This is a genomic window from Streptomyces sp. NPDC051310 (assembly GCF_044455245.1).
GTDB lineage: Bacteria > Actinomycetota > Actinomycetes > Streptomycetales > Streptomycetaceae > Streptomyces.
In genome coordinates, this window is record NZ_JBITEO010000002.1 from 77009 (window position 1) to 102429 (window position 25421).

General features: G+C 73.6%; 26 protein-coding genes and 1 pseudogene. 8 read left to right on the forward strand and 19 right to left on the reverse strand.

Going from position 1 to position 25421, the window contains the following annotated elements; all coding sequences use genetic code 11:
• Positions 1-58 precede the first annotated feature (58 nt).
• The 7 genes from ACIA79_RS02960 to ACIA79_RS02990 all read right to left on the reverse strand — a co-directional run bounded on the left by ACIA79_RS02960 (position 59) and on the right by ACIA79_RS02990 (position 6064).
• A complete protein-coding gene (locus ACIA79_RS02960; RefSeq protein WP_399426356.1) occupies positions 59-661 on the reverse strand; it encodes a hypothetical protein in 603 nt (200 codons plus the stop codon).
• Positions 658-1869, reverse strand: coding sequence for an ROK family glucokinase (locus ACIA79_RS02965; RefSeq protein WP_399426357.1), 1212 nt, complete (start codon positions 1867-1869; stop codon positions 658-660). Before ACIA79_RS02965 ends, ACIA79_RS02960 begins: the two co-directional genes overlap by 4 nt.
• 159 nt (positions 1870-2028) lie before the next feature.
• Entirely contained in the window at positions 2029-2853 is an 825-nt protein-coding gene (locus tag ACIA79_RS02970; RefSeq protein ID WP_399426358.1) for an ATP-binding cassette domain-containing protein, read from the reverse strand.
• The gene (locus ACIA79_RS02975; RefSeq protein ID WP_399426359.1) at positions 2850-3911 is read right to left on the reverse strand and encodes an ABC transporter permease; all 1062 of its coding nucleotides are present in this window, start codon (positions 3909-3911) and stop codon (positions 2850-2852) included. Before ACIA79_RS02975 ends, ACIA79_RS02970 begins: the two co-directional genes overlap by 4 nt.
• Entirely contained in the window at positions 3908-4933 is a 1026-nt protein-coding gene (locus tag ACIA79_RS02980; protein ID WP_399426360.1) for a sugar ABC transporter substrate-binding protein, read from the reverse strand. Before ACIA79_RS02980 ends, ACIA79_RS02975 begins: the two co-directional genes overlap by 4 nt.
• 104 nt (positions 4934-5037) lie before the next feature.
• Positions 5038-5208: a hypothetical protein gene (locus tag ACIA79_RS02985; protein WP_399426361.1), complete on the reverse strand. Its 171-nt coding sequence runs from the start codon at positions 5206-5208 to the stop codon at positions 5038-5040.
• Between the two features lie 136 nt (positions 5209-5344).
• The gene (locus ACIA79_RS02990) at positions 5345-6064 is read right to left on the reverse strand and encodes a GntR family transcriptional regulator (protein ID WP_399426740.1); all 720 of its coding nucleotides are present in this window, start codon (positions 6062-6064) and stop codon (positions 5345-5347) included.
• 185 nt (positions 6065-6249) lie between these two features.
• Here ACIA79_RS02990 and ACIA79_RS02995 point away from each other — a divergent pair, with 185 nt between their 5' ends.
• Entirely contained in the window at positions 6250-7257 is a 1008-nt protein-coding gene (locus tag ACIA79_RS02995; RefSeq protein WP_399426362.1) for a Gfo/Idh/MocA family oxidoreductase, read from the forward strand.
• A gap of 39 nt (positions 7258-7296) precedes the next feature.
• Here the strand turns inward: ACIA79_RS02995 and ACIA79_RS03000 are convergent, their stop codons facing one another.
• Entirely contained in the window at positions 7297-8763 is a 1467-nt protein-coding gene (locus tag ACIA79_RS03000; RefSeq protein WP_399426363.1) for a membrane-associated oxidoreductase, read from the reverse strand.
• A gap of 54 nt (positions 8764-8817) precedes the next feature.
• Here ACIA79_RS03000 and ACIA79_RS03005 point away from each other — a divergent pair, with 54 nt between their 5' ends.
• Complete coding sequence (locus ACIA79_RS03005) at positions 8818-9198, forward strand: hypothetical protein (protein WP_399426364.1); 381 nt, start codon at positions 8818-8820, stop codon at positions 9196-9198.
• Positions 9199-9377: 179 nt separating this feature from the next.
• Here the strand turns inward: ACIA79_RS03005 and ACIA79_RS03010 are convergent, their stop codons facing one another.
• The 3 genes and pseudogenes from ACIA79_RS03010 to ACIA79_RS03020 form a co-directional block, all read right to left on the reverse strand.
• Positions 9378-10559, reverse strand: coding sequence for a cytochrome P450 (locus tag ACIA79_RS03010; protein WP_399426366.1), 1182 nt, complete (start codon positions 10557-10559; stop codon positions 9378-9380).
• A gap of 203 nt (positions 10560-10762) precedes the next feature.
• Positions 10763-11360 (reverse strand): annotated as a pseudogene (locus ACIA79_RS03015) (response regulator); the annotation flags it as partial.
• Positions 11288-11611 carry a hypothetical protein gene (locus ACIA79_RS03020; RefSeq protein ID WP_399426367.1) on the reverse strand — a complete coding sequence of 108 codons (324 nt, stop codon included), beginning with the start codon at positions 11609-11611 and terminating at the stop codon, positions 11288-11290. The pseudogene ACIA79_RS03015 and the gene ACIA79_RS03020, both read right to left, overlap by 73 nt.
• Before the next feature lie 146 nt (positions 11612-11757).
• On the opposite strand from ACIA79_RS03020, the gene ACIA79_RS03025 reads away from it, so the two are divergent.
• The gene (locus ACIA79_RS03025) at positions 11758-11985 is read left to right on the forward strand and encodes a hypothetical protein (RefSeq protein ID WP_399426368.1); all 228 of its coding nucleotides are present in this window, start codon (positions 11758-11760) and stop codon (positions 11983-11985) included.
• A 4-nt stretch (positions 11986-11989) separates the two neighbouring features.
• On the opposite strand, the gene ACIA79_RS03030 is transcribed toward ACIA79_RS03025, so the two are convergent.
• Together ACIA79_RS03030 and ACIA79_RS03035 are read right to left on the reverse strand one after the other, a co-directional pair.
• Positions 11990-12907 carry a DMT family transporter gene (locus tag ACIA79_RS03030; protein WP_399426369.1) on the reverse strand — a complete coding sequence of 306 codons (918 nt, stop codon included), beginning with the start codon at positions 12905-12907 and terminating at the stop codon, positions 11990-11992.
• Positions 12908-12991: 84 nt separating this feature from the next.
• Entirely contained in the window at positions 12992-13612 is a 621-nt protein-coding gene (locus tag ACIA79_RS03035) for a dihydrofolate reductase family protein (RefSeq protein ID WP_399426370.1), read from the reverse strand.
• Positions 13613-13798: 186 nt separating this feature from the next.
• Here ACIA79_RS03035 and ACIA79_RS03040 point away from each other — a divergent pair, with 186 nt between their 5' ends.
• Positions 13799-14533 carry an SDR family oxidoreductase gene (locus ACIA79_RS03040; RefSeq protein WP_399426371.1) on the forward strand — a complete coding sequence of 245 codons (735 nt, stop codon included), beginning with the start codon at positions 13799-13801 and terminating at the stop codon, positions 14531-14533.
• A 217-nt stretch (positions 14534-14750) separates the two neighbouring features.
• Here the strand turns inward: ACIA79_RS03040 and alc are convergent, their stop codons facing one another.
• Both alc and allB read right to left on the reverse strand, forming a co-directional pair.
• A complete protein-coding gene (gene alc, locus ACIA79_RS03045; protein WP_399426741.1) occupies positions 14751-15863 on the reverse strand; it encodes an allantoicase in 1113 nt (370 codons plus the stop codon).
• A 5-nt stretch (positions 15864-15868) separates the two neighbouring features.
• Entirely contained in the window at positions 15869-17221 is a 1353-nt protein-coding gene (allB, locus tag ACIA79_RS03050) for an allantoinase AllB (protein WP_399426372.1), read from the reverse strand.
• Between the two features lie 357 nt (positions 17222-17578).
• On the opposite strand from allB, the gene ACIA79_RS03055 reads away from it, so the two are divergent.
• Positions 17579-18388, forward strand: coding sequence for an IclR family transcriptional regulator (locus tag ACIA79_RS03055; RefSeq protein ID WP_399426373.1), 810 nt, complete (start codon positions 17579-17581; stop codon positions 18386-18388).
• 138 nt (positions 18389-18526) lie between these two features.
• On the opposite strand, the gene ACIA79_RS03060 is transcribed toward ACIA79_RS03055, so the two are convergent.
• Together ACIA79_RS03060 and ACIA79_RS03065 are read right to left on the reverse strand one after the other, a co-directional pair.
• The gene (locus ACIA79_RS03060) at positions 18527-19210 is read right to left on the reverse strand and encodes an ABC transporter ATP-binding protein (RefSeq protein ID WP_399426374.1); all 684 of its coding nucleotides are present in this window, start codon (positions 19208-19210) and stop codon (positions 18527-18529) included.
• Positions 19207-20283: an ABC transporter permease gene (locus ACIA79_RS03065; protein ID WP_399426375.1), complete on the reverse strand. Its 1077-nt coding sequence runs from the start codon at positions 20281-20283 to the stop codon at positions 19207-19209. Before ACIA79_RS03065 ends, ACIA79_RS03060 begins: the two co-directional genes overlap by 4 nt.
• A gap of 112 nt (positions 20284-20395) precedes the next feature.
• On the opposite strand from ACIA79_RS03065, the gene ACIA79_RS03070 reads away from it, so the two are divergent.
• Positions 20396-21574 (forward strand): sensor histidine kinase, encoded by a 1179-nt coding sequence (locus ACIA79_RS03070; RefSeq protein WP_399426376.1) that lies wholly within the window; start codon positions 20396-20398, stop codon positions 21572-21574.
• Positions 21571-22191, forward strand: a complete 621-nt coding sequence (locus ACIA79_RS03075; protein WP_399426377.1) for a response regulator — start codon at positions 21571-21573, stop codon at positions 22189-22191. Before ACIA79_RS03070 ends, ACIA79_RS03075 begins: the two co-directional genes overlap by 4 nt.
• 67 nt (positions 22192-22258) lie before the next feature.
• Here ACIA79_RS03075 and ACIA79_RS03080 read toward each other — a convergent pair whose 3' ends face one another.
• Both ACIA79_RS03080 and ACIA79_RS03085 read right to left on the reverse strand, forming a co-directional pair.
• Positions 22259-22588: a DUF5955 family protein gene (locus tag ACIA79_RS03080; RefSeq protein ID WP_399426378.1), complete on the reverse strand. Its 330-nt coding sequence runs from the start codon at positions 22586-22588 to the stop codon at positions 22259-22261.
• A gap of 127 nt (positions 22589-22715) precedes the next feature.
• Positions 22716-24578: a serine/threonine-protein kinase gene (locus ACIA79_RS03085; protein WP_399426379.1), complete on the reverse strand. Its 1863-nt coding sequence runs from the start codon at positions 24576-24578 to the stop codon at positions 22716-22718.
• Between the two features lie 94 nt (positions 24579-24672).
• Here ACIA79_RS03085 and ACIA79_RS03090 point away from each other — a divergent pair, with 94 nt between their 5' ends.
• Positions 24673-25290 (forward strand): NTP transferase domain-containing protein, encoded by a 618-nt coding sequence (locus ACIA79_RS03090; RefSeq protein ID WP_399426380.1) that lies wholly within the window; start codon positions 24673-24675, stop codon positions 25288-25290.
• Positions 25291-25421 lie beyond the last annotated feature (131 nt).

The following is a 25421-nucleotide window of genomic DNA, read 5'->3' on the forward strand; positions in this document are numbered from 1 at the left end:
TCGGCGTCTGGGTGTCACTCACTCGCTCCAGGGTAGTCAGCGCCGGGCCGCGCGCCGGTCACGGGGTCGCGGTGGAGACGACGAACACGCGCGGGGTGGCCGGATCGGTGAGGTCGACGGTGATGTCGCGGGTGGGGCGCGGCTCGGGCTGCCGGTGGGTGGTGCCCGCCCAGTCGTGCGCCTCGGGCCACGTCCAGCCGGCCGTACGGGCGTCCCGCTCGCTGATCGTGATCTCGCCGGGCTCCAGCCGGGACCGGCTGCTGCCGATGTCGTGCAGGAAGTCGTCGAGCCCGGAGGCGTCCGTCGTGAACTGCACGTACAGCCGGCTCGACTTCCAGTTGCTGGTCTCGAAGTACGCGACGCCGGTGGACTTCGCCGGGATCGGCACCTCGAAGACGCGGCGCTTCATCTTCGACGGCCACGCCTCCTTCAGACCGGTGGCGGAGGACTCCGCCTGCTTGTCGCGGCCGCTGTCCCGGCTCTGCTCGGCGGAGATGACCAGGTATCCGGCCGGGATGCCGATGAGCAGCGCGATGACGACCGCGGTGAACCAGCGGCGGTGGATCATGTGCCGCCGGTCCTCGCCGGAGCCGGGTCCGGAGCCGGGCCCGGGTGCGGGCGCGGGCATCGGAGGGGGCGTGGGCTGGTGGAGCACGGTCATGACTGCGGTTCCTGGGGGGTGCGGGGGGTGCGGCCGCTGCCGCCGACGCGGATGGCCAGGGCGTACCGCTCGTAGCGCTCGTAGCGTTCGAGCCGCCGGCGGTTGGCGCGGCGGAAGCGGCGCGCGACGAGCCGGGCGAGGTCGGCGGCGCCGACCATGCCCGCCTCGGGGCCGAGCTGGGCCTTGGCGATCCGGGCCTCGGGGCGGTATCCGCGGCCGGTGAGGTGGCGGCGGAAGGCGTCCCGGGCGGGGCCGATGAGCAGGTCGTCGGCGGCGCTGACACCGCCGCCGACGACGAAGCACGAGGGGTCGAGCGCGGCGGCCAGGTTGGCGATGCCGACGCCGAGCCACTGGCCGATGTCCTGGAAGAGCTCCACGCACATGGCGTCGCCCTCGCGGGCGAGCTCGGTGATGAGCGGTCCGGTGATGTCGGGGATGGAGCCCTTCACCCGGTCGATGATGTTGTACGCGACCGGCGAGTCCGCGGCGGCGAGTTCGCGTGCCTCGCGGACCAGGGCGTTGCCGGAGCTGTACTGCTCCCAGCAGCCGCGGTTGCCGCAGGGGCAGCGGTGGCCGCCGGGCACCACCTGCATGTGCCCGAACTCGCCGGCGACGCCGTACTTGCCGCGCTTGACGCGGCCCTCCTCCAGGATCGCGCCGCCGATGCCGGTCCCGAGCGTGATCATGACGAGGTGGTCCTCGCCCCGTCCCGCTCCGAAGCGCCACTCGGCCCAGGCGGCGGTGTTGGCGTCGTTGTCGACCATGACGGGGACGGCGAGGCGGGCCTGGAGGGCGTCGCGCAGGGGCTCGTTGCGCCAGGCGAGGTGGGGCGCGAAGAGGACGCGGCTGCGGTCGGCGTCGACCCAGCCGGCCGCCCCGATGCCGACGGCGTGCACGTCGTGCCGGTCGGAGAGGTCCAGGACCAGCTCGGCGATGGTGTCCTCGACGACCTTGGGGCTCTTGGACTTGTCCGGCGTCTCGGTCTTGATCTTCTCCAGGACGTTGCCGTCGGCGTCGACGACGCCCGCCATCACCTTCGTACCGCCGATGTCGATGCCGACGGTCGGGACGCGGGGGGCGGTCAGGTGGGAGCGCCGCTCGCGGGCGGAGACGGTACGCAGCACGGTGGCGCGGGCGGAGCCGCTCGGGGTCCCCCCTGCCCGGGCTCCGAGAGCTCGGGGAAGGGCGAGGTCGCGGTACGTGCTCACGGTGTCCTGTCGTCCCTGAGGGGGTGGGGGGCCGGGCGGTGCGTGGGGGGCTCTCCCGGCGGCGGACGGCGCCCGCCGCCCTCGATTCTGCCAGGGCGGCGGGAGGGGCGGCGGTGCGGCGTGGCCGCCCGGCGGCCACGCGGGCCGGGCCCCGCCGTCTCAGGGCCGGCCCGGCGGGGCGGCGTCCCCGGCGGCGCGCGGCGGGGCCTGGGGGGAGCGCGCCAGCTCGTGGCGCAGGTCCTCCAGCTCGCTGCCGCCCGCCATCTGGCGGGTGAGCTCGTCCAGGGTGACGGAGTCCCTGGTGTGGCTGCCGGCCATCACTCCCCGCTTGAGCAGGACGAACCTGTCGCCCACCAGGTACGCGTGGTGGGGGTTGTGCGTGATGAGGACCACGCCGAGTCCGGCGTCGCGCGCGGCCGCCACGTACTTGAGGACGACCCCGGACTGCTTGACGCCGAGCGCCGCGGTCGGCTCGTCCAGGACGAGGACCTTGGCGCCGAAGTACACCGCGCGGGCGATGGCGACGCACTGGCGTTCGCCGCCCGACAGGGTGCCGATGGGCTGGTCCACGTCGCGCAGGTCGATCCCCATGCGCAGCAGCTCGGAGCGGGTGGTGGCGCGCATGAGGCCGACGTCGAGGCGTTTGAAGGGGCCGGCGCCCTTGGTGGGCTCGGAGCCGAGGAAGAAGTTCCGCCAGACCGGCATGAGCGGGACGACGGCCAGGTCCTGGTAGACGGTGGCGATGCCACGGTCCAGCGCCTCCCGCGGGGAGGCGAGGGTGGTGTCCTCGCCGTCGATGCGCAGGGTGCCGCCGTCGTGGGTGTGCAGCCCGGCGATGATCTTGATGAGGGTGGACTTGCCGGCGCCGTTGTCGCCCAGGACGCAGGAGATCCGGCCCGCGTGGACCTCCAGGGAGACGCCCTCCAGGGCGCGGACGTTGCCGTAGTACTTGCTGACGTTGTCGAGCTCCACCAGTGCCGTCACTTGGTCGCCTCCGCACGCTTGCGGACCCAGGCGTTGAGCAGGGTCGCGAGGAGGAGCATCGCCCCGAGGAAGAACTTGAACCAGTCCGGGTTCCACTCGGCGTACACGATGCCCTTGCTGGTCATGCCGAAGATGAACGCGCCGACCGCCGAGCCGATGGCCGAGCCGTACCCGCCGGTGATCAGGCATCCGCCGATCACCGCGGCGATGATGTAGATCAACTCGTTGCCGACGCCCTCGCCGGACTGGACGACGTCGAACGAGAAGAGGAGGTGCTGTCCGGACACCCAGGCGCAGAAGGCCACGCCCATGTAGAGGCCGATCCTGGTGGTGCGGACCGGGACGCCCACCGCGCGGGCGGCGGCGGCGCCGCCGCCCACGGCGAAGATCCAGTTGCCGAAGCGGGTGCGCAGCAGGATCCAGGTGGCGAGGGCGACGAGGGCGAACCACCACAGGATGGTGACCTTGAGGTCGACACCGCCGATGGTGAGCTGGGAGGCGAACAGGGCGCGGGCGGAGGAGAAGCCCTCCATGTCGGCGATGGTCTTGGTGGAGACGGTGCCGCTGATCAGTTTGGTCAGGCCGAGGTTGAGGCCGGTGAGCATCAGGAACGTGCCGAGCGTGATGATGAAGCTGGGCAGTTCGGTACGGGTGAGCAGGACGCCGTTGAAGACGCCGATGGCGAGGGTCACCAGGAGGGACACGAGGACGCCGACCCAGACGTTCGCGGTCATCTGGTAGCTGACCATCGAGGAGACCAGCGCGGAGCTGGTCACCAGCACGCCGGCCGACAGGTCGAACTCGCCGCCGATCATCAGCAGCGCGACGGGGACCGCCATGATGCCGATGGTGGAGGCCGCGTACAGGACCGTGCCGAAGCTGGCGGCGCGCAGGAAGCTGTCGGCCACGACGGCGAAGAAGAGGAAGACGGCGGCGGCGCCGACGACCGAGCCGAGCTCTGGGCGGCCGAGCAGCCGGCGCAGCGGCGAGGTGCGCAGCAGCCGCTCGTCGCCGGGGGTGTCGTCCCTGCCCGGTACGGGTGGTGCGGTCGCCGTCATCGGGTTCCCCGCTCCGTGTAGTCCGCGAGGCGTGCGGCATCCTGCCGCGTGATGATCTGCGGGCCGGTGAGGACGGGCCGGCCGCCGCCGAGCACGTCGGCGTTGTAGCGGTAGAGCCACAGCAGGTCGACGGCCTCGTAGCCCTGGAGGTAGGGCTGCTGGTCGACGGCGAAGCCGAGGTCGCCGGCGGTCAGTCCGGCGGCGACCTTGGCGTTGAGGTCGAAGGTGTCGACCTCGGCGTCGGATCCGGCGCTCTTCCTGGCCTGGACGGCGGCGTCCGCGAAGGGCGCGCCGAGGGTCACGACGGCGTCGAGGGACGGGTCGGACTGGAGCTTGGCCTCGATGGACGCCTGGACGTCGGGCATGTTGGTGCCGTCCACGTAGAGGTTCTGCAGGTCGCCGCCGAAGGTCTTCCTCACTCCGGCGCAGCGCTGCTCGTGGCCGACGTTGCCCTGCTCGTGCAGGACGCACAGGGCCTTCTTGCGGCCGCGCCGGTCGAGCTCGTCGCCGACGGCTTCGCCCGCGATGGTCTCGTCCTGCCCGATGTGGGCGAGGGCGCCGACGGCCCGGGACTGCTCGGAGCCCGAGTTGACGGTGATGACGGGGATGCCGGCCTTGACGGCCCGGGCGACGGACGCCTTCATGGCGTCGGGCTTGGCGAGGGTGACGATCAGGCCGTCGACCTTCTTGTCGACGTACGAGTCGACGAGCTGGGCCTGCTGCTGCCCCTCGTCGCTGTGGGCGTAGAGGAAGTTGATGTTGTCCTTGACGGCGGCCTGCTTGGCGCCGTTCTGGACGATGTCCCAGAAGGTGTCGCCGTCGCCGGAGTGGGTGACCATGGCGATGGTCCACTTCGGGGTGTTCACCGCCGCCCGCCCCTGGGCCGCGGCCGCCTTGCGGGCGTCCTCGGCGCGCTTGCCCCCGGTGGCGCTGCACCCCACGAGGGCTCCCGCGAGGGAGGCTCCGAGCACCGTCACCAGTACCGCGCGCAGTGCGCGTACCCCTGTCCGAACCCTTGCCACGACGCCGCGCCCCTCTTGGTGTGCTTGTTCCGTCCGATGCGGCCGGGGGGCATATCGGCCCATCCCGACCGGCCAAGTATCGGTCATGGCCTGGTGGGGCCCGCTCATCGGGTACCGCGGGCGGTCGGTTCCTCCAGCGCGGGCACGTCCTTCCCCGCGACCAGGGCGGGGCCGCTGAGGACGGGCCTGCCGCCGGAGCCGCCGCGTGCGGCGGGGGTGACGGTGAGGGCGGCCGCGGCCGGCAGGGCCGCTGGCGCCGTGCGGGTGGTACGCATCGTGGTCGTCCGCCTTTGCTCCCGCGCCGCCCGGTTGCGGCTGGGTGCGTTTCTACGGCGGCGACGCGGAACCGTCAAGGTTTTGTCCGGACATTCTTACGCGATGACGTACGCAAGGGTGCCGCGGCCGGGCTCCTCAGGGCCGGACGAGGAGCTGGAACTCGAAGGCGTAGCGGGACGCCCGGTAGACGTGCGAGCCGAACTCCACGGGCCGGCCGGTGTCGTCGAAGGTGGTGCGCTCCATCGTCAGCAGCGGCGCGCCCGCCTCCTCGCCCAGCAGCCCGGCCTCCGCGTCCGTCGCCGCGCGCGCCCCGACCGACTGGCGGGCGCTGTGCAGGGTGATGCCCGCGCCGCGCATCATCCGGTACAGCCCGGTCTCCTCCAGCGGCGCGCCGTCGAGGTCCAGCAGCCCGGCGGGCAGGTGGTTGCGCAGCCGCGCCATGGGCTCGTCGTGCGCGTACCGCAGCCGCTCCAGGAAGCGGACGTCACTGCCCTCCGGTACGCCGAGGGCGGCGGCCACCTCGGCGGTGGCGGGTTCGACGCGGTTCGCCAGGACGACGGTGGCGGGGCGCTGGCCGGCCGCCTCGAGGTCGTCGTACAGGCTGCTGAGCTCCAGCGGGCGCTTGACCTGGCTGTGCACCACCTGGGTGCCGACGCCGCGGCGGCGCACGAGCAGGCCCTTGTCGACCAGGGCCTGGATGGCCTGGCGGACGGTGGGACGCGACAGGCCGAGCCGACCGGCCAGGTCGATCTCGTTGCCGAGCAGGCTGCCCGGGGTGAGGGTGCCGCGCTCGACGGCCGCCTCCAGCTGCTGCGAGAGCTGGAACCAGAGCGGCACCGGGCTGGTGCGGTCCACGCTCAGCGGCAACCGCACGACCGGAGCGGTCTCCTCGCGGCCGCGGCCGCGCGCGTCTGGGGCATCTCGGGTCTGCTTGGGCACGGCTCGAGCGTATCCGCAGGGCATGTTGACGGGAAGTTGTGAAGTCCGATTGTCCTGACAAATGCTTGACACGGCGCGGACCCGGCACCACCTTGGGGGCCATGCGCATCGGACTCATCGGAACGGGACGTATCGGCGCCTTCCACGCCGGAGTGCTCAGCCGCCACCCGGAGGTCGGAGCACTCCTGGTCGCCGACACCGACCCGGCACGTGCGGCGCGGGTCGCCGAACTCACCGGCGCCACGGTCGCCCCCACCGTCGACGACGTCTTCGCCTGGGGCGTCGACGCCGTCGTGATCGCCTCGGCCACCTCCGCCCACGCCGACCTCATCGCCCGCGCCGCCCGCGCCGGCCTGCCCACCTTCTGCGAGAAGCCCATCGCCCTGGACCTGCCCGGCACGCTCGGCGCGCTGCGCGCGGTCGAGGCCGCCGGCACCCCGCTCCAGCTCGGTTTCATGCGCCGGTTCGACGCCGGCTACACCGCCGCCCGGGAGGCCGTGCGCACCGGGCGCCTCGGCCGGCTGCACACCGTACGGGCCATCACCTCCGACCCGGCGCCGCCACCCGCCGCGTACCTGCCGCTCTCGGGGGGGCTGTACCGGGACTGCCTGGTCCACGACTTCGACATCCTGCGCTGGGTCACCGGGCGCGAGGTGGCCGAGGTGTACGCGACCGGTTCCGACACCGGCCCCGCGGTCTTCCGCGAGGCGGGTGACGTCCACACGGCGGCCGCCCTGCTCACCCTGGACGACGGGACGCTCGCCACCGCCACCGCCACCCGCTGCAACGGCGCGGGGTACGACGTCCGCATGGAGCTGGCCGGCGAGTGCGACCAGATCGCGGTGGGCCTCGACGACCGCACCCCCCTCACCTCCACCGAACCGTTCGGCCCTCCCCCGGCCGAGAAGCCGTGGCCGGGCTTCCTGGAGCGGTTCGCCCCGGCGTACGAGGCCGAGCTCGACGCCTTCGTGCACCTCGCGCGCGGCGAGCTGGCCAACCCCTGCGACGGGCACGAGGCCCTGCGGGCGCTGCGCGTCGCCGAGGCGTGCGAGCTGTCGCGCCGGGAGCGCCGCCCGGTGCGGCTGGAGGAGATCCCGTCCGGCCTCTGAGAGGGCGCTCCGCGAGGTTCTCGGGAGTGCCGGAGCGGGTCATTGGCGGCTGACCATACGGGTCACGCCCGCGACGACCGTCGTCGCCAGGATCCAGCCGGTGATGATCAGGGCGTACGACAGCCATTGGTGCCAGCCGTCAGGGGCGAACGATGCCTCCTGACCGAAGTTGATGACCGGCAGGAGCAGGTCGAGGGTGTAGAACACGGAGTTGAAGTCAGGGGCCTCGCCCGCCTTGATGGGGCGTGGGTGGTCCAGGCCGTACGCTATCGATCCGATGGTCATGAGGGACAGCAGCCAGACGGCCGCACGCAACGGGCGGAAGCCGTAGCCCACAGTGGCGTCCTGGACGTACCCCCACAGCCGTCCGTACCAAGTGAGCGTGGCGCGTCGGCGGCGCTGCTTGGCGAGCTGGACGAGCCGGGCCGCGTCGTCGTCACCGACGTGGCGGTAGGCGGCCGTCAACTGCTCGTAGCCGTACGGCTCGTACCGCTCACCGTCCCGCTCCAGCATCGGAAGGCGGCGCTCGGCGGGCTCGTGCGGGGTGAGTACGGTGTACGTGAGGTTGCTGAGATACACCTGGTCCGGCAGCATCTCCGGTTCAAGGGTCAGGATCTCTATTTGAGAACGCCGGAGATTCAAGGCGCCCTCGATGCGATCACCGCTGCGCAGCCAGAGTTCACCGATGGCACAACTGCTCGCCCGCAGTGCCGTGTCGCCCGGATGCGAGAGGCGGGCGTGGAGCAGGTCGAGACGGCCCGATATGCGCGATCCGCGGAGCTCGACCCGCCCCCGCGCTCGAACGCACCGCGCCCGTACGTGAGCTCCCACGTTGAGGTTCTGCGCGTCCAGCGCGGTGCCACCGGGCTTGCTGAACTCGGCGTCCTGAACGTTGATCCGCCCGGCGACGGAGGCGCCGGTGAGCCGTACCTGACCGTGCGCGCGCATCTGTGGCGCCCACAAGTCGCCCCCGATCGCGGCCTGGTTGAGCTGCAGCACCGGCTCGGAGTCGTCCGGCGCCGTGAACTCCGCCCGCTCCATGAACAGCGCCCCGGAGATCTGCGCCCCACCGAGCCGCACCGGCCCCCGCATACGGCAGTCCGTCATGCGCAGCACGCCCTCGACCCGCAAGGTCGCCGAGGTCATGCCCGGCAGAACGGACTTGCTCAGATCGAGCTGGCGCAGCTGGGCGCCGTACAGGTCGGGAACACCGTCGAATCGGCAGTGGCTCAGCCGGATGGCGGCGTCGATCGTGGCGTACTTCAGGTCCAGTACGCCGGTGATCCGCGCTCCCGTGATCTTGAGCGCGGCGATCTCCCCCTCTTCCTGCGGAGCCTTGAGCAGCAGCGCCCGCAGCACACTCGCCCGTACGGTCCCCTCGGCGCCCCAGGTGTTGCCGAGCGCCGGATCCTCGTTCCCGGCGGCGCGGAAGTCCACGGACTCGCCTCGCGGAAATGCCTGCCATATGCGTACCTCGGCCGGCGTCAGATCGTTGATCTCACTCACTCCGGGACTCTGACGTGCTGCATTCGGGCTGTCAACTGCCGTACGGAGCACGCCATGCTGTCCGGCGTCCTGCCGCTCGGCTCCGGCCGAGCCTGGCCCCCACCTCATCGGCTGCGAGCCATTGACTCCCAGGTCTGCGGGCGGCGAGGCGGGGCGAGCAGTCGGCGGCAGGACGAAGACACCGGGCTCGGATTCGGCGAGGATGCCTCGGCTGACCAGGCGTTTCGGCTTGGCCCGGATACCTTCGGCGTGACGGGGCTCCGTCCCGGTGCCCAGCGCCTGGCAGACGTCCTTCGCGCGGAGCGCGCCGTCGGCCTTCTCGAAAGCGGCCAGGATCTCGTGGTGTCCTGGCGGGAGCGGCTCGGGCGGCGGGAGACCGTTCTCGGCGGCCAGTTCCAGGACGGTCTCGCGGATGATCCGCCTTCCAGGCGGTGATGACCGGCCGGAACGGCTCCCAGGCTTCGTCCGACGGGTCTCTCGGAGTACGGAGGACGCTCATCCACGCCCACCAGCACACCGCAGCGGCGGCGAACCGCAAGCCCTGGAAGCGGACAACCTGCTTTCAAGCACTACGAAAAACGACTCAAACCTCGCAGAAGATCCTCTGAGCGCCGCTACCACCTGACGGGGAGCCGGCGCACCCCGCGCATGAGGAGGCCGGGCAGCCAGTCGAGCGGCCCGGCGGACGGGTCGAGCGCGAGGGACGGGAAGCGCTCCAGCAGGGCACCGACCGCGATCCGGCCCTCCAGCCGCGCCAGCGGGGCGCCCAGGCAGTAGTGGATGCCGTGTCCGAACGCCAGGTGCCCGCCGGTGTCCCGGCGGATGTCGAAGCGGTCGGGCGCGGCGAACCGGGCGGGGTCGCGGTCGCCCGCCGCGATGCCGACGAGGACCGCGGCTCCCCGCGGCACGACCGTGCCGCCGAGCTCCACCGGCTCCAGGGCGAACCGCGCCGTACCCGTCTCCACCGGGCCGTCGTAGCGGAGCATCTCCTCCACCGCACCGTCCAGCAGCCCGGGGTCGGCGCGCAGCGCGGCGAGCTGGTCCGGGTGGGACAGCAGCGCCCGCATGCCGTTGGAGACGAGGTTGACCGTGGTCTCGTGCCCGGCGATCAGCAACAGGTAGGCCATGGCGCGCAGTTCGGCGGCGGAGAGCCGGTCGCCGTCCTCCGCGCGGGTGCGCACCAGCGCCGAGAGCAGGTCGTCGCCGGGGCCCGCGCGGCGCTTGTCCTCGATGAGGTCGTCGAGGTACGCGGCCAGGGCGTGGACCGCCGCGCGTTCGGGGTCCGCGCCGGTCGGGGCGACGATCTCGGTGGACCAGGCCCGGAAGCGGTCGCGGTCGGCGGTGGGCACGCCCAGCAGTTCGCAGATGACGGTGATGGGCAGCGGGAAGGCGAGGGCCGCCACCAGGTCCGCGCTGCGCTCCGGTCCGTCCATGGCGTCGATGAGCTCGCGGGTGATCCGCTCGATGCGCGGACGCAGGGCGGCCACGCGCCGGCCGGTGAACTCACGGGCGACGAGCGTGCGCAGCCGGGTGTGGTCGGGCGGGTCCACGACGAGCAGGTACGGCCCGACGATCTGCTCGTCGAGCATGGTGAACCCGGCGGTGGCGGGCGACTTGGACAGGCGGGGGTCGGCGAGCGCGGCCCGCGCCTCCGCGTGGCCGACCACGAGCCAGACGTCGTTGCCGAGCCGCGTGCGCACGTGGTGGACGGGGCCGCGGGCGCGGAGCTCGGCGTAGTACGGATACGGGTCGGCGACGAAGTCCTCGCCGTACGCGCCCAGATCTACGGTGACCATTGGCCCACCCTAGGCGGTGTCCCGCCGATCGGGCAGGATCGGTGAGCGGCGTCCGGTGCATGGGGTCTCCCCGGGCCCGTCGGGGCCGGGGGAGGCATCGCACGGCCGAGGCGGGAGTCGACGGGGAGCGCCGGCGACCGACGACAACGCGGCGAGGTGCGGTGCCGGGCGTCGCGAGCCCGGCATGACCGGCGAGTCACCCCCTAGACGCCGTCCTCGGCATCGAGCAGCCCAGCGTCGTGGACCAGGAGGGCGATCTGCACCCGGTTGTTGAGGCCGAGCCTGGCCAGGAGGCGCGAGACGTACGTCTTGACGGTCGGCACGCTCATGTGGAGCGTGGCGGCGATCTCCGCGTTGGACAGGCCGCGGCCGACGTGGACGGCGACCTCCCGCTCACGGTCGGCGAGTCCCGCGAGGCGGGCGGCGGCCGCGGCCCGGCGGGCGGGGTCCGGCGGGCGGGGTCCGGGCCGCCCGCGACGCGGTCATCAGCCGGCGGGTGACGGCCGGTGAGAGGACCGGGTCGCCGGCCGCGACGCGGCGTACCGAGGCGACGATCCCGGCGGGCGGGGTGTCCTTCAGGAGGAAGCCCGCGGCGCCCGCCCGCAGGGCGCGCACCACTTGTTCGTCGGCGTGGAAGGTCGTCAGGACGACGACCTCGGGGGCGCCGGGCCGCGAGCGGAGCTGCGCGGTGGCGGTCAGGCCGTCGACGTGCGGCATGCGGATGTCCATCAGGACGAGGTCCGGGGCGAGCCGGGCGACGAGGCCGGGCACCTCGGCACCGTCGGCGGCCTCGCCGACGACAGGGCGAGGCACGCGGCGGCGCCGGCCACCTGGTCGGCGAGGACGGCGGGGCCGGGGCCGTTGTAGGCGCGGCTCGCCTCGGCGGCGAGGATTCCGAAGAAGGCGGCGAGGACGAAGGCGACGGTGTCGACGATCCAGTCGCGTACGGTCCGCCGGGGCCGGGGCCCCTCCGGACCGTCCCCGCGGGTGACCGGACCGGCCGTGCCGGCCAGGTCGGAGGGCAGCAGCCAGGGGTACTCCGCACGCGTCATGGGGACGACGCTAGAGGGGTGGCGGCGGTGCCGTGACCGCCGGGCGCGGTCGCGATACCGAAGTCGCACGGCCCGGGACTTCCGTATGAGCGCGGTGTCCGGAGGGCGGACGCGGCTCGCCGCCGGCGGCGCCGACGATCGGGGGCATGAAGAGGATCCTCGAGTTCACCGGCACCCTGCTGCTGGTCTTCGGCGTCTGCGGGGTGCTCCGGGAGCTGACCGGATGGTTCAGCCTCATGGGCCTGACGCGGTACGTGACGGAGTACTTCTCCTTCCTGCACGGCCGCGAGTTGTTCGCCGACACCGTGATCGCGGTGGTCGGCTTCGCGCTGCTGATGATCGCGGACGGACAGCGGCGGGCGGCCGGGCGGTGACGCCTCACCGGGGGTCCGCCGCGCTCCTGCCCCACCAGGTGCCGGCGAGCACCAGCGCGGCCCCCGCGAGGCTCGCCGCCGCCAGGTGCTCGTGCCCGATCGCGATGCCGGCCGCCGCCGCCCACAGCGGCTCGGTGCCGAGCAGCAGGCTGACCCGGGAGGGCGAGGTGCGGCGTACGGCCCACATCTGCACGAAGAAGGCGAACAGCGTGCAGAAGACGGCGAGGAAGAGCAGCCCGGCCCATTCCCGGGCGCCGAAGCCCACGGCCACCGTCCACGGCGACGGACCGGTGCCGGGTACGGCCGCCAGCACGGCGAACACCATGACGGAGCCGCCGAGCTGGACCGTGGTCAGCGACAGCGGGTCGGCGCCCCGTACGGACGTCAGGCGCGCCATGGCGAGGACGTGGACGGTACGGGCGACGGCGGCGAGCAGCATCAGCACGTCGCCCGTCGACGGGGCGGTGAACCCGCCGCCCTGCGTCAGCAGGACCACGCCCGCCACCGACAGCCCGGCGGCGGCCAGGAAGGCCGCGGGCGGACGGGTCCGCGTCAGCGCGGCCTCGGCGAGCGGGGTGAGGATCATCGTGAGGCTGATGATGAGCCCCGCATTGGTGGCGGACGTGTGGACGACCCCGTACGTCTCCAGCAGGAAGACGCCGCTCAGGATCGCGCCCAGCAGGCCCGCCCCGCGCCACTGGGCCGCCGTCAGGGCGCGCAGCCTGTGCCACCCGGCGGCGACCAGGGCCGGCACGACGACGGCGAAGCGCAGCACCAGGACCGCGATGACGGTGTGCGTGGTGGTGATGCCCTTGGCGGCGAGGTAGCTGGCGCCCCAGACGGCCGCCACGAGCAGGAGGGGCAGGTCGGTGAGCCAGGCCCGCCGGACGGGCAGGGGCGCGGACGCGGTGAGTGAGGACATGGCGGGCCGGGCCTCCGACGGTGGGTGCGGTGTGGAGACGCCGGCGGCTCGCACGCGGAACGATCACCGTACCCGCGCGCCCCGTCACTGGTCGAGGGCGAAGGTGCCGAACTCCGCGGGGCCGGTGGGCCGGTAGGTCAGGATGCTGATGCCGGTGGAGGTGGTGCGGTGTGCGGTGAGCTCGAACGCCGTGGGCCGCCCGCCGTCGGGGAAGAGCCGGCGGCCCTGGCCGAGGAAGACGGGGTGGACGAGGACGTTGAGCTCGTCCACCAGTCCCTGCGCGATCAGGCTCTGCGCGAGGCGGGCGCTGCCGTGGACCTGGATCTCGCGGCCGGGCCGCTGCTTGAGGCGGGCCACCTCGCCCGCCAGGTCCCCGCCGAGCACCGTGGAGTTGTGCCAGTCGGCCTTCTCCAGGGTGGTGGAGACGACGTACTTGGGCAGGGTGTTGAGGCGGCCGGCGATGGGGTCGTTCTCGTCGGTGACCCGGGGCCAGTACGAAGCGAAGATCTCGTACGTCCGCCGGCCGAGCAGGAAACCGTCCGCGCGGTCGAACACCTCGTTCATGAAGGTGCCGAACTCCTCGTCAGCGAACGGGACGCTCCAGCCGCCGTACTCGAAACCGTCGCTGCGGTCCTCGTCGGGGCCTCCGGGGGCCTGCATGACGCCGTCGAGGGTCACGAAGGAGGTGAGGGTGAGCGTGGCCATGGTCGGTGCCCTTCTGGGGAAGCGGTGGGTCTTCATCGTGTGTCACCAGCTCCGACCGTGCCCGCGGACGGAACTCATCGGTGAGCGGGTGCCGATTGCGGCGTCCGTTTCCCGCCAGCGCGGCCGCCGCCCGCTCCGGTGTGATGAACCCGCAACCACGTGAGGCGACACCATGCGGAGGATTTGATGAACGGCAGGACAGCTCTGGTCACCGGCGGCAGCCGCGGCATCGGGGCGGCGATCGCGCTGCGGCTCGCCCAGGAGGGCGCCGATGTGGCGATCACGTACGTCCGGGACGAGGACGGGGCCCGCGAGGTCGTGCGGAAGATCGAGGCGGCCGGCCGCCGGGGGCTCGCGCTGCGCGCGGACGCGGCGGACGCGCAGGAGCAGGCCGGCGCGGTCGGGCGCGCCGCACAGGCGCTGGGCGGGCGGCTGGACGTCCTGGTCAACAACGCCGGTGTCGGCGTGATCGGCCCGCTGGAGAGCCTGTCGCCGGCCGACGTGGACCGGGTGCTCGCGGTGAACGTGCGGGGCGTGTTCCTGGCGTCGCAGGCGGCGGCCGGGATCATGGGCCGCGGCGGGCGGATCGTCACCATCGGCAGCTGCATGACGCAGCGGGTGCCGGGCCCCGGCGGGACGCTCTACACGATGAGCAAGTCGGCGCTGGCCGGCCTGACCAGGGCGCTGGCCCGGGAGCTGGGCGGCCGCGGCATCACGGCGAACATCGTCCACCCGGGCCCCGTCGACACCGACATGAACCCGGCGGACGGCCCGTACGCGGACGGGCAACGCGCGCACACGGCCCTGGGCCGCTTCGGCGTGCCCGACGAGGTGGCGTCGATGGTGGCGTACCTGGCGGGGGACGCGGCGGCGTACGTGACGGGCGCGGAGTTCGCGGTGGACGGCGGCCACGCGGCGTGAGCCGTACGGCCGGCGGGCGCGGGCGGAGCGCGGGGGCGCACCGGTGCTGTCCTTCCGGTGCGCCCCTCGCATACGGGCGGGTGTCGTGCCGCCCGGGTCGTCGCCCCGGGGTCTTCGGTTCGGATCAGGCCGCGTCACGAGCCGGGCAGGATCCGAACGGGAGGCCCTGGGGGTGTCCTGCCGGTCACTGGTCCGGCCTGATCGACAGGACGCCCCCCTAGCCGAGCTCCTCGTGGCGCGCGGCGAGGGACCGGGCGCCGGCGTCCGTCAGGCCGCCGAACAGCCGCAGGCGGGAGATACCGCCGTCGGGGTAGATGTCGATGCGGACGTGGGTGCCCACGACCGGCTCCGGCAGGACGAAGCGGTGGTTGGTGTCCGGCTGGAGGCGGGTGCGCGGCAGGAACTCCGCCCACTCGCCGGCCTCCCCGTCGCGGACGGAGAGGGCGGCCCAGCCGGCGCTGTTCCCCTTGAGGCAGGCGGTGTCGATCTCGACCGCGCGGATCGCGGACTGCTCGACGAGCCGGTAGCGGATCCAGTCGTTGCCCCTGTCGCGGCGGCGGCGGGTCTCCCAGCCGTCGTCCATCTTGCGGGAGCGGCCCGGCTGGATGGTGTTGGTGGCCGGCGAGTAGAAGCGGTCGGAGGCGTCCTCGACGCGGCCGCCGTTCTCCAGCGCCACGACGTCGAAGGTGCCCAGTGCGCCGAGCCACTGCGGGTCCGGGGCGACCTCGCCGTACACGCGCAGGCGGGCGATGCCGCCGTCCGGGTGCTGGTTGACGCGCAGGTGCGTGAAGCGCTGCTCGGCGTCGACGGCGAAACCGTTGGCGGCGTGGCCGCCGATGGCGGTGCGCGGGACGAGGGTCGTCCACTTCACGTCGGGGGCGAGCAGGTCGTCGGGCGACGGGGAGCCGGGCAGCGAGGTGGCCTCGACGGAGACGGCCTGCGGGTAATTGCCGCGGAAGTGGGCGGTGTCGACGACGACGCCGCGTACGACACCGGGCGCGCCGAGCCGTACCAGCGCCCAGTCGTGGTCGTCGGCCGTCGGGTGCGGCTCGCCGGCCGAGGCACCGCGGCGGCGGCGCGTCTCCCAGCCGTCCATGATCTTGCCCTTGTGGCCGAAGTGCTCGGGGTCGAACTCGGCGGGCTCCAGCTTGAGCATGTTCTCGCGCTCGGCGAAGAACTCGTCGTTCGCGGCGATGACGCCCGCGCCGAGCCGCCGGTCGGCGAGGTCGACGAGGCCGGTGAAGGGGAAGTCGGCGGTGCGGTAGTCGGCGTAGGGGTCGCCGCCGCCGTACGGGCTGGCGTCTCCGGTGAAGGTCGGTATGCCGGTCACGATGTTCACTTGGTCCTTTCGAGCAGCCGGCCGGTCGGCTCGGCCGGGGTCCCGTTGTCCGCGATGCGTACGCCGCGCAGCCAGGTCGACTTCACGACGCCGTGCAGGGTCCTGCCCGCGTACGCCGTGACCCGGTTGCGGTGATGCAGTTCCGCGGGGTCGACGGTGAAGGTCTCGTCGGGCGCGAGGACGGCGAAGTCCGCGTCGCGCCCGGCTTCGATGGCGCCCTTGCGGTCGAGGCCCGCGAGCCGCGCCGGGGCGGTGGACATCCAGCGGGCGACGTCCTCCAGGGTGCGGCCGCGGCGGCGGGCCTCGGTCCAGACGGCGGGCAGGCCCAGCTGGAGGGAGGAGATGCCGCCCCAGGCGGTCGCGAAGTCGGGGGTCTTGAGGTCGGCGGTGGAGGGCGAGTGGTCGGAGACGATGCAGTCGATCGTCCCGTCCGCGAGCCCGTCCCACAGGGCGTCCTGGTTGCTCGCCTCGCGGATGGGCGGGCAGCACTTGAACTCGGTGGCGCCGTCGGGGATCTCCTCGGCCGTGAGGGTGAGGAAGTGCGGGCAGGTCTCGACGGTGACCCGCACGCCGTCCCGGCGGGCGGCGGCGATCAGCGGCAGGGCGTCGCTGGAGGACAGGTGCAGGACGTGCACGCGGGCGCCCAGCCGCCGGGCCTGGTCGATCAGGGTGGCGATGGCGGTGTTCTCGGCGTCCCGGGGGCGGGAGGCGAGGAAGTCGGCGTACCGGGCGCCGCCCTTCTGCGGGGCGGCGTCCAGGTGGTGCGGGTCCTCGGCGTGGACGATCATCAGGCCGCCGAAGCCGGCTATCTCGGCGAGGGAGGCGGCGAGCTGGTCCTGGTCGAGCTGCGGGAACTCGTCCACGCCGGACGGCGACAGGAAGCACTTGAAGCCGAAGACGCCCGCGTCGTGCAGCGGGCGCAGGTCCTTGACGTTGTCGGGCAGCGCGCCGCCCCAGAAGCCGACGTCGATGTGGGCCTTGGAGCGGGCCACGTCCTGCTTGGTGCGCAGGTTGCCGACCGTGGTGGTGGGCGGCAGGGAGTTGAGCGGCATGTCGATCAGGGTGGTGATGCCGCCGGCCGCGGCCGCGCGGGTGGCGGTCCAGAAGCCCTCCCACTCGGTGCGGCCCGGGTCGTTCACATGGACGTGGGTGTCGACGAGGCCGGGCAGGACGACGTGGTCCCCGACGTCCTCCAGCCGGGCGCCGGCGGGCACCTCGGCGTCGTACGGCAGCACCGCCGCGATCCTGCCGTCGGCGACGGCGACCGATGCGGCGCGTGTGCCCTCGGGGGTGATGACGCGCGTCGAGCGCAGTACCAGGTTCACGTCCACGTTCCCGTCGTTCTCCATCCACATCCTCCGACGCCGGCGGGGTCCACCATGGAGGGAGTCCACCGTCGACAAGATTTCAACGAACTGTTGAAGCTTTTGAAGTCTTCACTCCGGACCGGGCCTCGTCAAGACCGGCCGACCACCTCCCGGCCGGCACGCCCGCGACTTGGATGTTTCCATGAAGTGGAAAGATAATTCCACAACAAGGAACGTAGCTACCCACAGAGGGAGGTCCCGCCGAGCAGCTCACCGGCTTCGCGAACACCCGGACAAACACGCCCTGACCGGCAAAGACGCCCCAGCGCGGGCGATGTGCCCGGCGCGAGGGCCCGGTAGGCTGCTGACTTGCCCATCCGCCCCGAAAGGACCGTTGACGTGCCGACGTCCAGCGCCAGCACCACCGACGCCGCCAAGCCCGCCCCCGCGACCGGCGGTGTCCAGTCCCTCGAGCGTGCCTTCGACCTTCTGGAGCGGATGGCCGATGCCGGGGGCGAGGTCGGGCTGAGCGAGCTCTCCTCCAGCAGCGGGCTGCCCCTGCCCACCATCCACCGCCTGATGCGGACGCTGGTCGCCTGCGGCTACGTACGCCAGCAGCCCAACCGGCGTTACGCACTCGGCCCCCGGCTGATCCGCCTCGGCGAGTCCGCCTCCCGGCTGCTCGGCACCTGGGCCCGCCCGTACCTCGCCCGCCTGGTCGAGGAGACCGGCGAGACCGCGAACATGGCGCTGCTCGACGGGGACGAGATCGTCTACGTGGCGCAGGTGCCCTCCAAGCACTCGATGCGCATGTTCACCGAGGTCGGCCGGCGCGTGCTGCCGCACTCCACCGGCGTGGGCAAGGCGCTCCTCGCGCACACCCCGCCGGAGGAGGTCCGCGCACTGCTCGCCCGTACCGGCATGCCGGCCGCCACCGAGAAGACCATCACGACACCGGACGGCTTCCTGGACGCCCTGGAGCAGGTGCGCAGCGCGGGGTACGCGGTCGACGACAGCGAGCAGGAGATCGGGGTGCGGTGCATCGCGGTCTCGGTGCCCGACTCCCCCACCGCCGCGGCCATCTCCATCTCCGGCCCGGCGGGCCGGGTGACGGAGGCGGCCACGGACAAGATCGTCCCGGTCCTGCAGGAGGTCGCGCAGGAACTGTCGACGGCGCTGGCGAACACGGCGGCCAACGGGCAGGCTTGAACCGGCCAGGGTGGGTCCCCCGGCCGTGACCGGCACGGCTGGACCGGCCGGCCGGGGGCAGCGCCCGCCCCCTGTCCGGCAGGATGACCGGCCGTGGTCAGCCCCCGGCCGTGACCGGCAGGACTGAACCTGCCGTGGTCAGTGCCCGGCCGGGACGGTCCGCTCGGACAGCCGGCCGTCGCGTACGGTCACCGTCCGGCCGGCCCGCTCCAGATGGGCGCGGTCGTGGGTCACCAGCACCGTGGCGGTGCCGCGCTGCCGGGTCAGTGCCAGCAGCAGGTCCATCGCGGCGGCGCCCCGCTCGTGGTCGAGCGCGCTGGTCGGCTCGTCGACCAGCAGGACGTCCGGGTCGTTCATCAGCGCCCGGGCGATGTTCACCCGCTGCCGCTGCCCCCCGGAGAGCTGGTGCGGGCGCCGCCCGGCCAGGTCCGCGAGACCGACCGCGTCGAGAAGCTCCAGCGCCCGTGCCCCGGCGGCCCGGCGGCCGGAGAGGTGGGCCATCACCCGGAGCTGCTCGGCGGCCGTCAGCGACGGCAGCAGGTTCGGCTGCTGGAACACCATCCCGATCCGCTCCCGCCGCAGCGCGGCCTTCCCGGCCCGGTTCAGCGCGCCGGTGTCCGTCCCGGCGACCACCACCCGCCCCCGGTCCGGCGTCACCAGCGTGGCAGCCACCGCCAGCAGGCTGGACTTGCCGGAGCCGGACGGGCCGACGACCGCGGTGAGGGTGCCCGGCGGCACGATGAGGGAGACGGAGTCGAGCGCGGTGAGCCGCCCGTCGCCGTCGGGGTAGGTCAGGGTCACGTCGTCCAGGACAAGGCTCATCGGGCGCTCCCGAGCGCGGTCAGCGGATCGACGGCGGTGATCCGCCGTACGGACAGGGCGGCGCCGAGCACGCCGAGGAGGACCATCACGGCGGCCGGGCCGAGGACGGTGGCCGGTTCCAGGACGAAGGGCACGTCGCCCCGGCCCACCAGCTCGCCGATGCCGGCGGCGAGGCCGGTCCCGAGCAGCGTCCCGCCGCCCAGCAGGAGCGCCGCCTGCCCGAGCGCGTCCTTGAGGAGGTACGGGGTGGAGGCGCCGAGCGCCTTCAGCACCGCCACGTCCGCGCTGCGCTGGATCGTCCACACCGTGAAGAACGCCCCGGTGACGAGCGCCGAGACGGCGAACAGGAAACCGCGCATGAGCTGGAGCGAGCCGTTCTCGGCGCGGTACGACCCGATCGCGGCGAGTGCCTCGTCGACATCGAGGGTCCGCGTACCGGCGGCCCTGTCCCCCGCCGCGACGTCGATGCCCTGCCCGCGCAGCGCGACGACGGTGGCGCCGGTCCGCCCGAGGGCGTGCCAGTCGTCCAGGGACGTCCACACCACCGGGGTGTGGCTGTACGAGGCGTCGCCCGCGACCGCGGCGACCACGAGCTCCACGGGCCCGAGCCGCACCCGGTCGCCGACCCCCGCCTCCAGCTCCCGCGCGGCCGGCCGCGACAGGACCGCCCTGCCCGCGCCGAGCTCCCCGCTCCGCGGGGCCATCCCGGCGCCGGGCTCGGTGCCGAAGGCGGAGACCGCCGCCGTACGGGCGCCGCGCCCCTCCCCGGCGGCCGCGTTCAGCGTGCTGATGCCGACCGGCTCGGCGGCGGTGACGCCCGGCCGGCCCGCCCAGGTCCGCCAGGCGGCCTGCGGCACGGCCGAGTCGGCGAAGGACACCGACCGGCCGGAGGGCGGGGCGGCGAAGGCCAGCCGGTCGGCCGGCAGGGCGGTGACCGCCGAGACGTTCTCCCGCGCGAGCCCGGCCGTCAGCCCGGACAACAACCCCACCAGCAGCGTGATGAGCACGAGCACCGTGCCCATCAGCGCGAAGCGCCCCTTGGCGAACCTCAGATCTCTCCATGCCACGAACATGGGCACCAGCCTGCTGACCCGGCACCCGGTGCGGCATCGCGCCGGGGACGGGCAGGGCATCGAACTTTCGGTTGAGGCCGGACGGATCGCCTCCGCCTACCCTGGACGGGTCATGGATCCCCGTTCCCGCACGCCCGTCCTGCGGGCGCTGCGCCTCTGCCTGCACGTCCTGGTGGCGGGGCTGCTGGCGCTCGCCGCCCTCCGCTCCCCGGGCGACCCCGTCGTCGTCACGACGGCGGCGGTGGCCGCCGCCGTGTACGCGGCGGGCCCGCTGCTGCGCGCCGTCCGCACCTCCCAGGCCGCGGCCGCCGCCTGGCTCGGCACCCTGTGCGCGGCCTGGCTGGCGCTGCTCACCCTGACCCCCGACGCGCTGTGGGTGGCGTTCCCGCTGTACTTCCTGCACCTGCACCTGCTGCCGGTGCGCTGGTCCCTGCCCGCCGTCGCCGCCACCGCCGGCGCGGCGATCCTGTCGTACGTGCGGCACGGTGCCGCCCTCAGCCCGGGGGCGTTCATCGGGCCGCTGCTGGGCGCGGCCGTCGCCGTGGCGACCGTCCTCGGCTACCAGGCGCTGTACCGGGAGAGCGAGCGGCGCAGACGGCTGATCGAGGAGCTGGTCGCGACCCGGGCGGAGCTGGCCGCCGCCGAGCGGCACGCCGGGACGCTCGCGGAACGGGAGCGGCTCGCCCGGGAGATCCACGACACCCTCGCGCAGGGCCTGTCGTCCATCCAGCTGCTGCTGCGGGCCGCCGAGCGCGCCCTGCCGGAGGGCTCGCCGGCCGCCGGGCACATCGAGCGGGCGCTGGGCGCGGCGCAGGACAACCTGGCGGAGGCGCGGCGCTTCGTCCGGGCGCTGGCGCCGGCCGACCTGGAGCGCGGCTCGCTGGCCGGTGCGCTGGCGCGGCTGTGCGAGCGTCCGGCCGGGCCCGGCCCCGGGCCGCGCGTGCGGTTCACGGTGAGCGGTACTCCGGTGGAGCTGCCGACGCCGTACGAGGTGGCACTGCTGCGGATCGCCCAGTCGGCGCTGGCGAACACGGTGCGGCACGCCGGTGCCCGGCGGGCGGAGATCACGCTGACGTTCATGGACGCGTCGGTCGCCCTGGACGTGGTGGACGACGGCAAGGGCTTCGATCCGGGCGCCTGCGCCCCCGCCGAGGGCGGCGGTTTCGGGCTCCGGGCGATGCGCTCGCGGGCCCGGTCGCTGGGCGGGACGTTCACCGTCGAGTCCTCGCCCGGCCAGGGCACGGCCGTCGCCGTCGCCCTCCCCCTGCGGACAGGAGTTCCTCTCGCATGACGATCCGACTGCTGGTCGCCGACGACCACCCCGTGGTCCGGGCCGGGCTGCGCGCCGTCCTCGACACGGAGCCGGACTTCGCGGTGGTCGCGGAGGCCGCCACCGCCGAGCGCGCCGTGGAGCTCGCGCCGGACGTGGACGTGGTCCTCATGGACCTCCAGTTCGGCCCCGGGATGCACGGCGCGGAGGCGACCGCGGCGATCACCGGGCGCGAGGGCGCGCCCCGGGTGCTGGTGCTGACGACGTACGACACGGACGCCGACATCCTGGCGGCGGTCGAGGCGGGCGCCGGCGGCTATCTGCTGAAGGACGCGCCCCCGGAGGAGCTGGCCGCGGCGGTCCGCACGGCGGCGGCGGGCCGCTCGGCCCTCGCCCCGGCCGTCGCGCACCGCCTGATGGACCGGATGCGCACCCCCGCGCAGGCGCTGACCAAGCGGGAGCTGGAGGTGCTCCAGCTGGTCGGCGACGGCCTGTCGAACCAGCAGATCAGCAAGCGGCTCTTCCTGAGCCAGGCGACCGTGAAGTCGCATCTGGTGCACGTCTTCGCCAAGCTGGGCGTCGACTCCCGCACGGCGGCGGTGGCAGCGGCGACGGCCCGCCGCCTGATCCGCCGCTAGGCCCTGTCGTCACATTCCCGTCGTCGCCCGAAGGGCGGAGGGGCAGACGGAAATGTGACGACAGGGCCTAGGCCGGTTCCTCGCCGGCGCGGGGCGGCTCGCCGAAGAGCTCCACGGCGTGGCGCACGCCTGCAAGGGCGGTGGCGAGCGCGCTCACCGACCCGATCGCGCCGGCGATCAGCAGCAGTGAGCGGCGCAGGCGGCGTACCTCGGGCTCGCCGCCGACCGCCATCGCGGCGAGCGCGGCCAGTTCGTCCTCGGCGATGCCGCGGTCGAGGAACTCCGCCGGGTGGGCGGCCAGTTCCCGTCGGAGCCTGGACACGGCCGTGCGCAGCTCGATGACTCTCGGGTCCTCGCTGCTGCCGGTCACAGGCCTCTGCCCCACGCTTCGCAACACAGCACTCCCCCTTGCACGCACGCCGCCGTGCGGTCTCGCAGCCCGCCGCGGCGCTGGTCGGATGCCGGGGGGCTGCGGACAGATTAACGGCCTGCGCGGCGTCGCGCGCCACACGGGGGGAGGTACATCAGCTCGTCTGTTCGACGTCCAGGGCGCCACGCCAGACCGTCAGGTCCAGGGTGATGTAGTCACTGGGGTCGGACTCGGGCGGGAAGCCCTGGACGGTGAGGAGGGCGACGTCGCCGGCCCCCGTCTGGAGGCAGAGCCGGGAGCCCTTGGAGAGCTTGCTCTTGGAGATGTAGGTGGTGAACCGCGTCTCGGTCGTGCAGGTCTCCAGGGTGGGCTCCTGGCCGCTGCGCAGCAGGACGAGCCGGCCGCCGTCGTTCGTCGACAGGCCCGCGCCGAAGTCGAGGTCGTAGCCGGTGCTGTCGTCCTTGGGCTTGACCGGGTCGTCGGAGAGGGCGAGCTCGTAGCCGTAGGGCAGGTCGATACCGGTGTAGTCGACGGGGTCGGGGGCCTTGGTGGGCTTGGCCGGCGCGGACGGCTTCGGGGAGTCCCCGCCCTGCGGGTCCTCCACCGGGGTGCCCCCGCCGGCGCCCTCGCCGTCGGCCTCGCTCCCGCCGCTGCTGCCCTGGTCCTTCTTCGCGTCCTGCTCCTGCGCCCGGGTGGTGCCCTTGCCGTCGTCCTTGAGCAGGTACCAGGCGGTGGCGCCGCCCGCGACGGCGAAGGCGAGGGCCGCGGCGAGCGCGACCAGGACGGTCCGGGTGCGCTTCCGCGCGGCCGGCGCGGGCGCCTGGGCGGCGGTCGGCGCGTACGGCCCGGCGACCGGGTGCGCGTACGGGTGGTGCCCGCCCGGCCCCTGCGGCTGAGCCTGCACCGGCGGCGGGGTGTGGCCCTGCGCGGGCGGCGGGGTGTGGCTGTACGGAGCCTGGGCGGGGGCCTGACCGTGCGCGGCCTGGACGGGCGGGCCGAAGCCCTGCGGAGGCGCCGACGGGGTCGCGGGTGCGGTCGGCGGGTGCGCCGGGGCGCCCGCAGGGGGCGCCGAGGGCGGCGGGGGCGTGGTGGCGGCCGCCGGGGCCGGGGCCGCCGCCCGCGTGGTGATGTCCGCGGCGACCGCGCCGGGCAGCCACTCCTCGGGGCGGCGCAGGGCCGTCTGGTCGTTGGCGGCCTGACACAGGGCCAGGATGTCGGCGACGGACGGGCGGGCGTCGGGGTCCTTCGTCAGGCAGCGCGTCACGAGTTCCCGGAGCCGCTCGGGCAGGCCGGACAGGTCCGGCTCCTCGTGCACGATCCGGTACAGCACGCCGTGGGAGGTGCCCTCGCCGAACGCGGGGCTGCCCATCGCGGCGTAGGCGGCGACCTGGCCCAGCGCGAAGATGTCGGTGGCCGCCGTGACCTTGCGGCCCGCCGCCTGTTCCGGCGACATGAAGGACGGGGTGCCGATGGTGACACCGCTGCCGGTGAGCGAGGTGGCATCGGCGGCGCGCGCGATGCCGAAGTCGATGACGCGCGGCCCGTCCGCGGCGAGCAGGACGTTCGCGGGCTTGAGGTCACGGTGCACGATGCCCGCGGCGTGGATGACCTGTAGCGCCTCGGCGATCCCGGCGACCAGCAGCAGGATGGTGTCGACGGGCAGCGAGCCGTGCGTCTGCACCGCGTCCGCGAGCGAGGGGCCCGGGACGTACGCCGTGGCGAGCCAGGGCTGGCGCGCGTCGGTGTCGGCGTCGATCACCGGGGCGGTGTAGAGCCCTTGGACGCGCTGCGCGGCCTGCACCTCCTGCGCGAAGCGGCGCCGGAACTCGGCGTCCTCGGCGAAGTCGGGCCGGATCACCTTGATGGCGACGGGCCTGCCGCCCGGGGTGTACGAGAGGTACACCTTGCCCATGCCGCCGGCTCCGAGCCGAGCGGCCAGCCGGTAACCGGCCACGGAACGAGGATCGTCGTCCTCAAGCGGCTGGAAGACCGTTCCCCCACGCGGGCCACCACTCATCAATCCATGTCTCCTGAACAGGAATTCGCACTGCACACGTCAATGCCGGAAAGCCGCACCCTATCCAAGCCGGGGCATGAGGTATGCACTCCCCATGGCAGAAACCACGCGTACGAGTCCGGAAGAGCCTTTGATCGCGGGTCTGCTGCTCGCGGCGGGCGGCGGGCGGCGGCTCGGTGGCCGCCCCAAGGCACTGCTGGAACACCGCGGGCGCCCGCTGGTGGAGCACGCGGTGCGGGTGCTGCGCGAGGGGGGCTGTCCGGTGGTGCACGTCGTCCTGGGCGCCGCCGCGGAGGTCGTACGGGAGCGGGCGTCGCTGCCGGGCTGCGTCCTGGTGGACAACCCCGGCTGGGAGCAGGGCATGGGCTCGTCGCTGCGGGCGGGGCTGGCGTCGCTGGCCGGGTCGGGCGCGGACGCGGTGGTCGTGTCGCTGGTGGACCAGCCGGGGATCGGTGCGGAGGCGGTGGCGCGGGTGGTGGGCGCTTACCGCTCGCGGGAGTCGCTGGTGGCGGCCTCGTACGACGGGAAGCGGGGGCATCCGGTGCTCTTCGGGGCGGACCGGTGGGCGGGCGTGATGGCGAGTGCCGAGGGTGACCGCGGGGCACGTGCCTATCTGAAGGCGCACGAGGCGGCCGTCGCTCTCGTGGCGTGCGGCGACGTGGCGGAGCCGTACGACATCGACACGGAAGCGGATCTCGCGCGCCTGGAGTGAAACGCGGCGTGCACGAGGTGGCACTCAGCGCCACGTTGTGTCGACCCGGAGAATCTCGACATCAACAGACCGTTGAACTTCCACCATAAGGAAACTAGTATCCACTGCTCAGAAGCACCCGACCGTCAGAA

Bases quoted from the DNA above. Each gene is read 5' to 3' on its own strand.
- ACIA79_RS02960 (WP_399426356.1), bottom strand. From the start codon at position 661: ATGACCGTGCTCCACCAGCCCACGCCCCCTCCGATGCCCGCGCCCGCA.
- ACIA79_RS02975 (WP_399426359.1), bottom strand. From the start codon at position 3,911: ATGACGGCGACCGCACCACCCGTACCGGGCAGGGACGACACCCCCGGC.
- ACIA79_RS02985 (WP_399426361.1), bottom strand. From the start codon at position 5,208: ATGCGTACCACCCGCACGGCGCCAGCGGCCCTGCCGGCCGCGGCCGCC.
- ACIA79_RS02995 (WP_399426362.1), top strand. From the start codon at position 6,250: ATGCGCATCGGACTCATCGGAACGGGACGTATCGGCGCCTTCCACGCC.
- ACIA79_RS03005 (WP_399426364.1), top strand. From the start codon at position 8,818: ATGCTGTCCGGCGTCCTGCCGCTCGGCTCCGGCCGAGCCTGGCCCCCA.
- ACIA79_RS03010 (WP_399426366.1), bottom strand. From the start codon at position 10,559: ATGGTCACCGTAGATCTGGGCGCGTACGGCGAGGACTTCGTCGCCGAC.
- ACIA79_RS03020 (WP_399426367.1), bottom strand. From the start codon at position 11,611: ATGACGCGTGCGGAGTACCCCTGGCTGCTGCCCTCCGACCTGGCCGGC.
- ACIA79_RS03025 (WP_399426368.1), top strand. From the start codon at position 11,758: ATGAAGAGGATCCTCGAGTTCACCGGCACCCTGCTGCTGGTCTTCGGC.
- ACIA79_RS03030 (WP_399426369.1), bottom strand. From the start codon at position 12,907: ATGTCCTCACTCACCGCGTCCGCGCCCCTGCCCGTCCGGCGGGCCTGG.
- ACIA79_RS03035 (WP_399426370.1), bottom strand. From the start codon at position 13,612: ATGGCCACGCTCACCCTCACCTCCTTCGTGACCCTCGACGGCGTCATG.
- ACIA79_RS03040 (WP_399426371.1), top strand. From the start codon at position 13,799: ATGAACGGCAGGACAGCTCTGGTCACCGGCGGCAGCCGCGGCATCGGG.
- allB (WP_399426372.1), bottom strand. From the start codon at position 17,221: ATGGAGAACGACGGGAACGTGGACGTGAACCTGGTACTGCGCTCGACG.
- ACIA79_RS03060 (WP_399426374.1), bottom strand. From the start codon at position 19,210: ATGAGCCTTGTCCTGGACGACGTGACCCTGACCTACCCCGACGGCGAC.
- ACIA79_RS03065 (WP_399426375.1), bottom strand. From the start codon at position 20,283: ATGTTCGTGGCATGGAGAGATCTGAGGTTCGCCAAGGGGCGCTTCGCG.
- ACIA79_RS03070 (WP_399426376.1), top strand. From the start codon at position 20,396: ATGGATCCCCGTTCCCGCACGCCCGTCCTGCGGGCGCTGCGCCTCTGC.
- ACIA79_RS03075 (WP_399426377.1), top strand. From the start codon at position 21,571: ATGACGATCCGACTGCTGGTCGCCGACGACCACCCCGTGGTCCGGGCC.
- ACIA79_RS03085 (WP_399426379.1), bottom strand. From the start codon at position 24,578: ATGAGTGGTGGCCCGCGTGGGGGAACGGTCTTCCAGCCGCTTGAGGAC.
- ACIA79_RS03090 (WP_399426380.1), top strand. From the start codon at position 24,673: ATGGCAGAAACCACGCGTACGAGTCCGGAAGAGCCTTTGATCGCGGGT.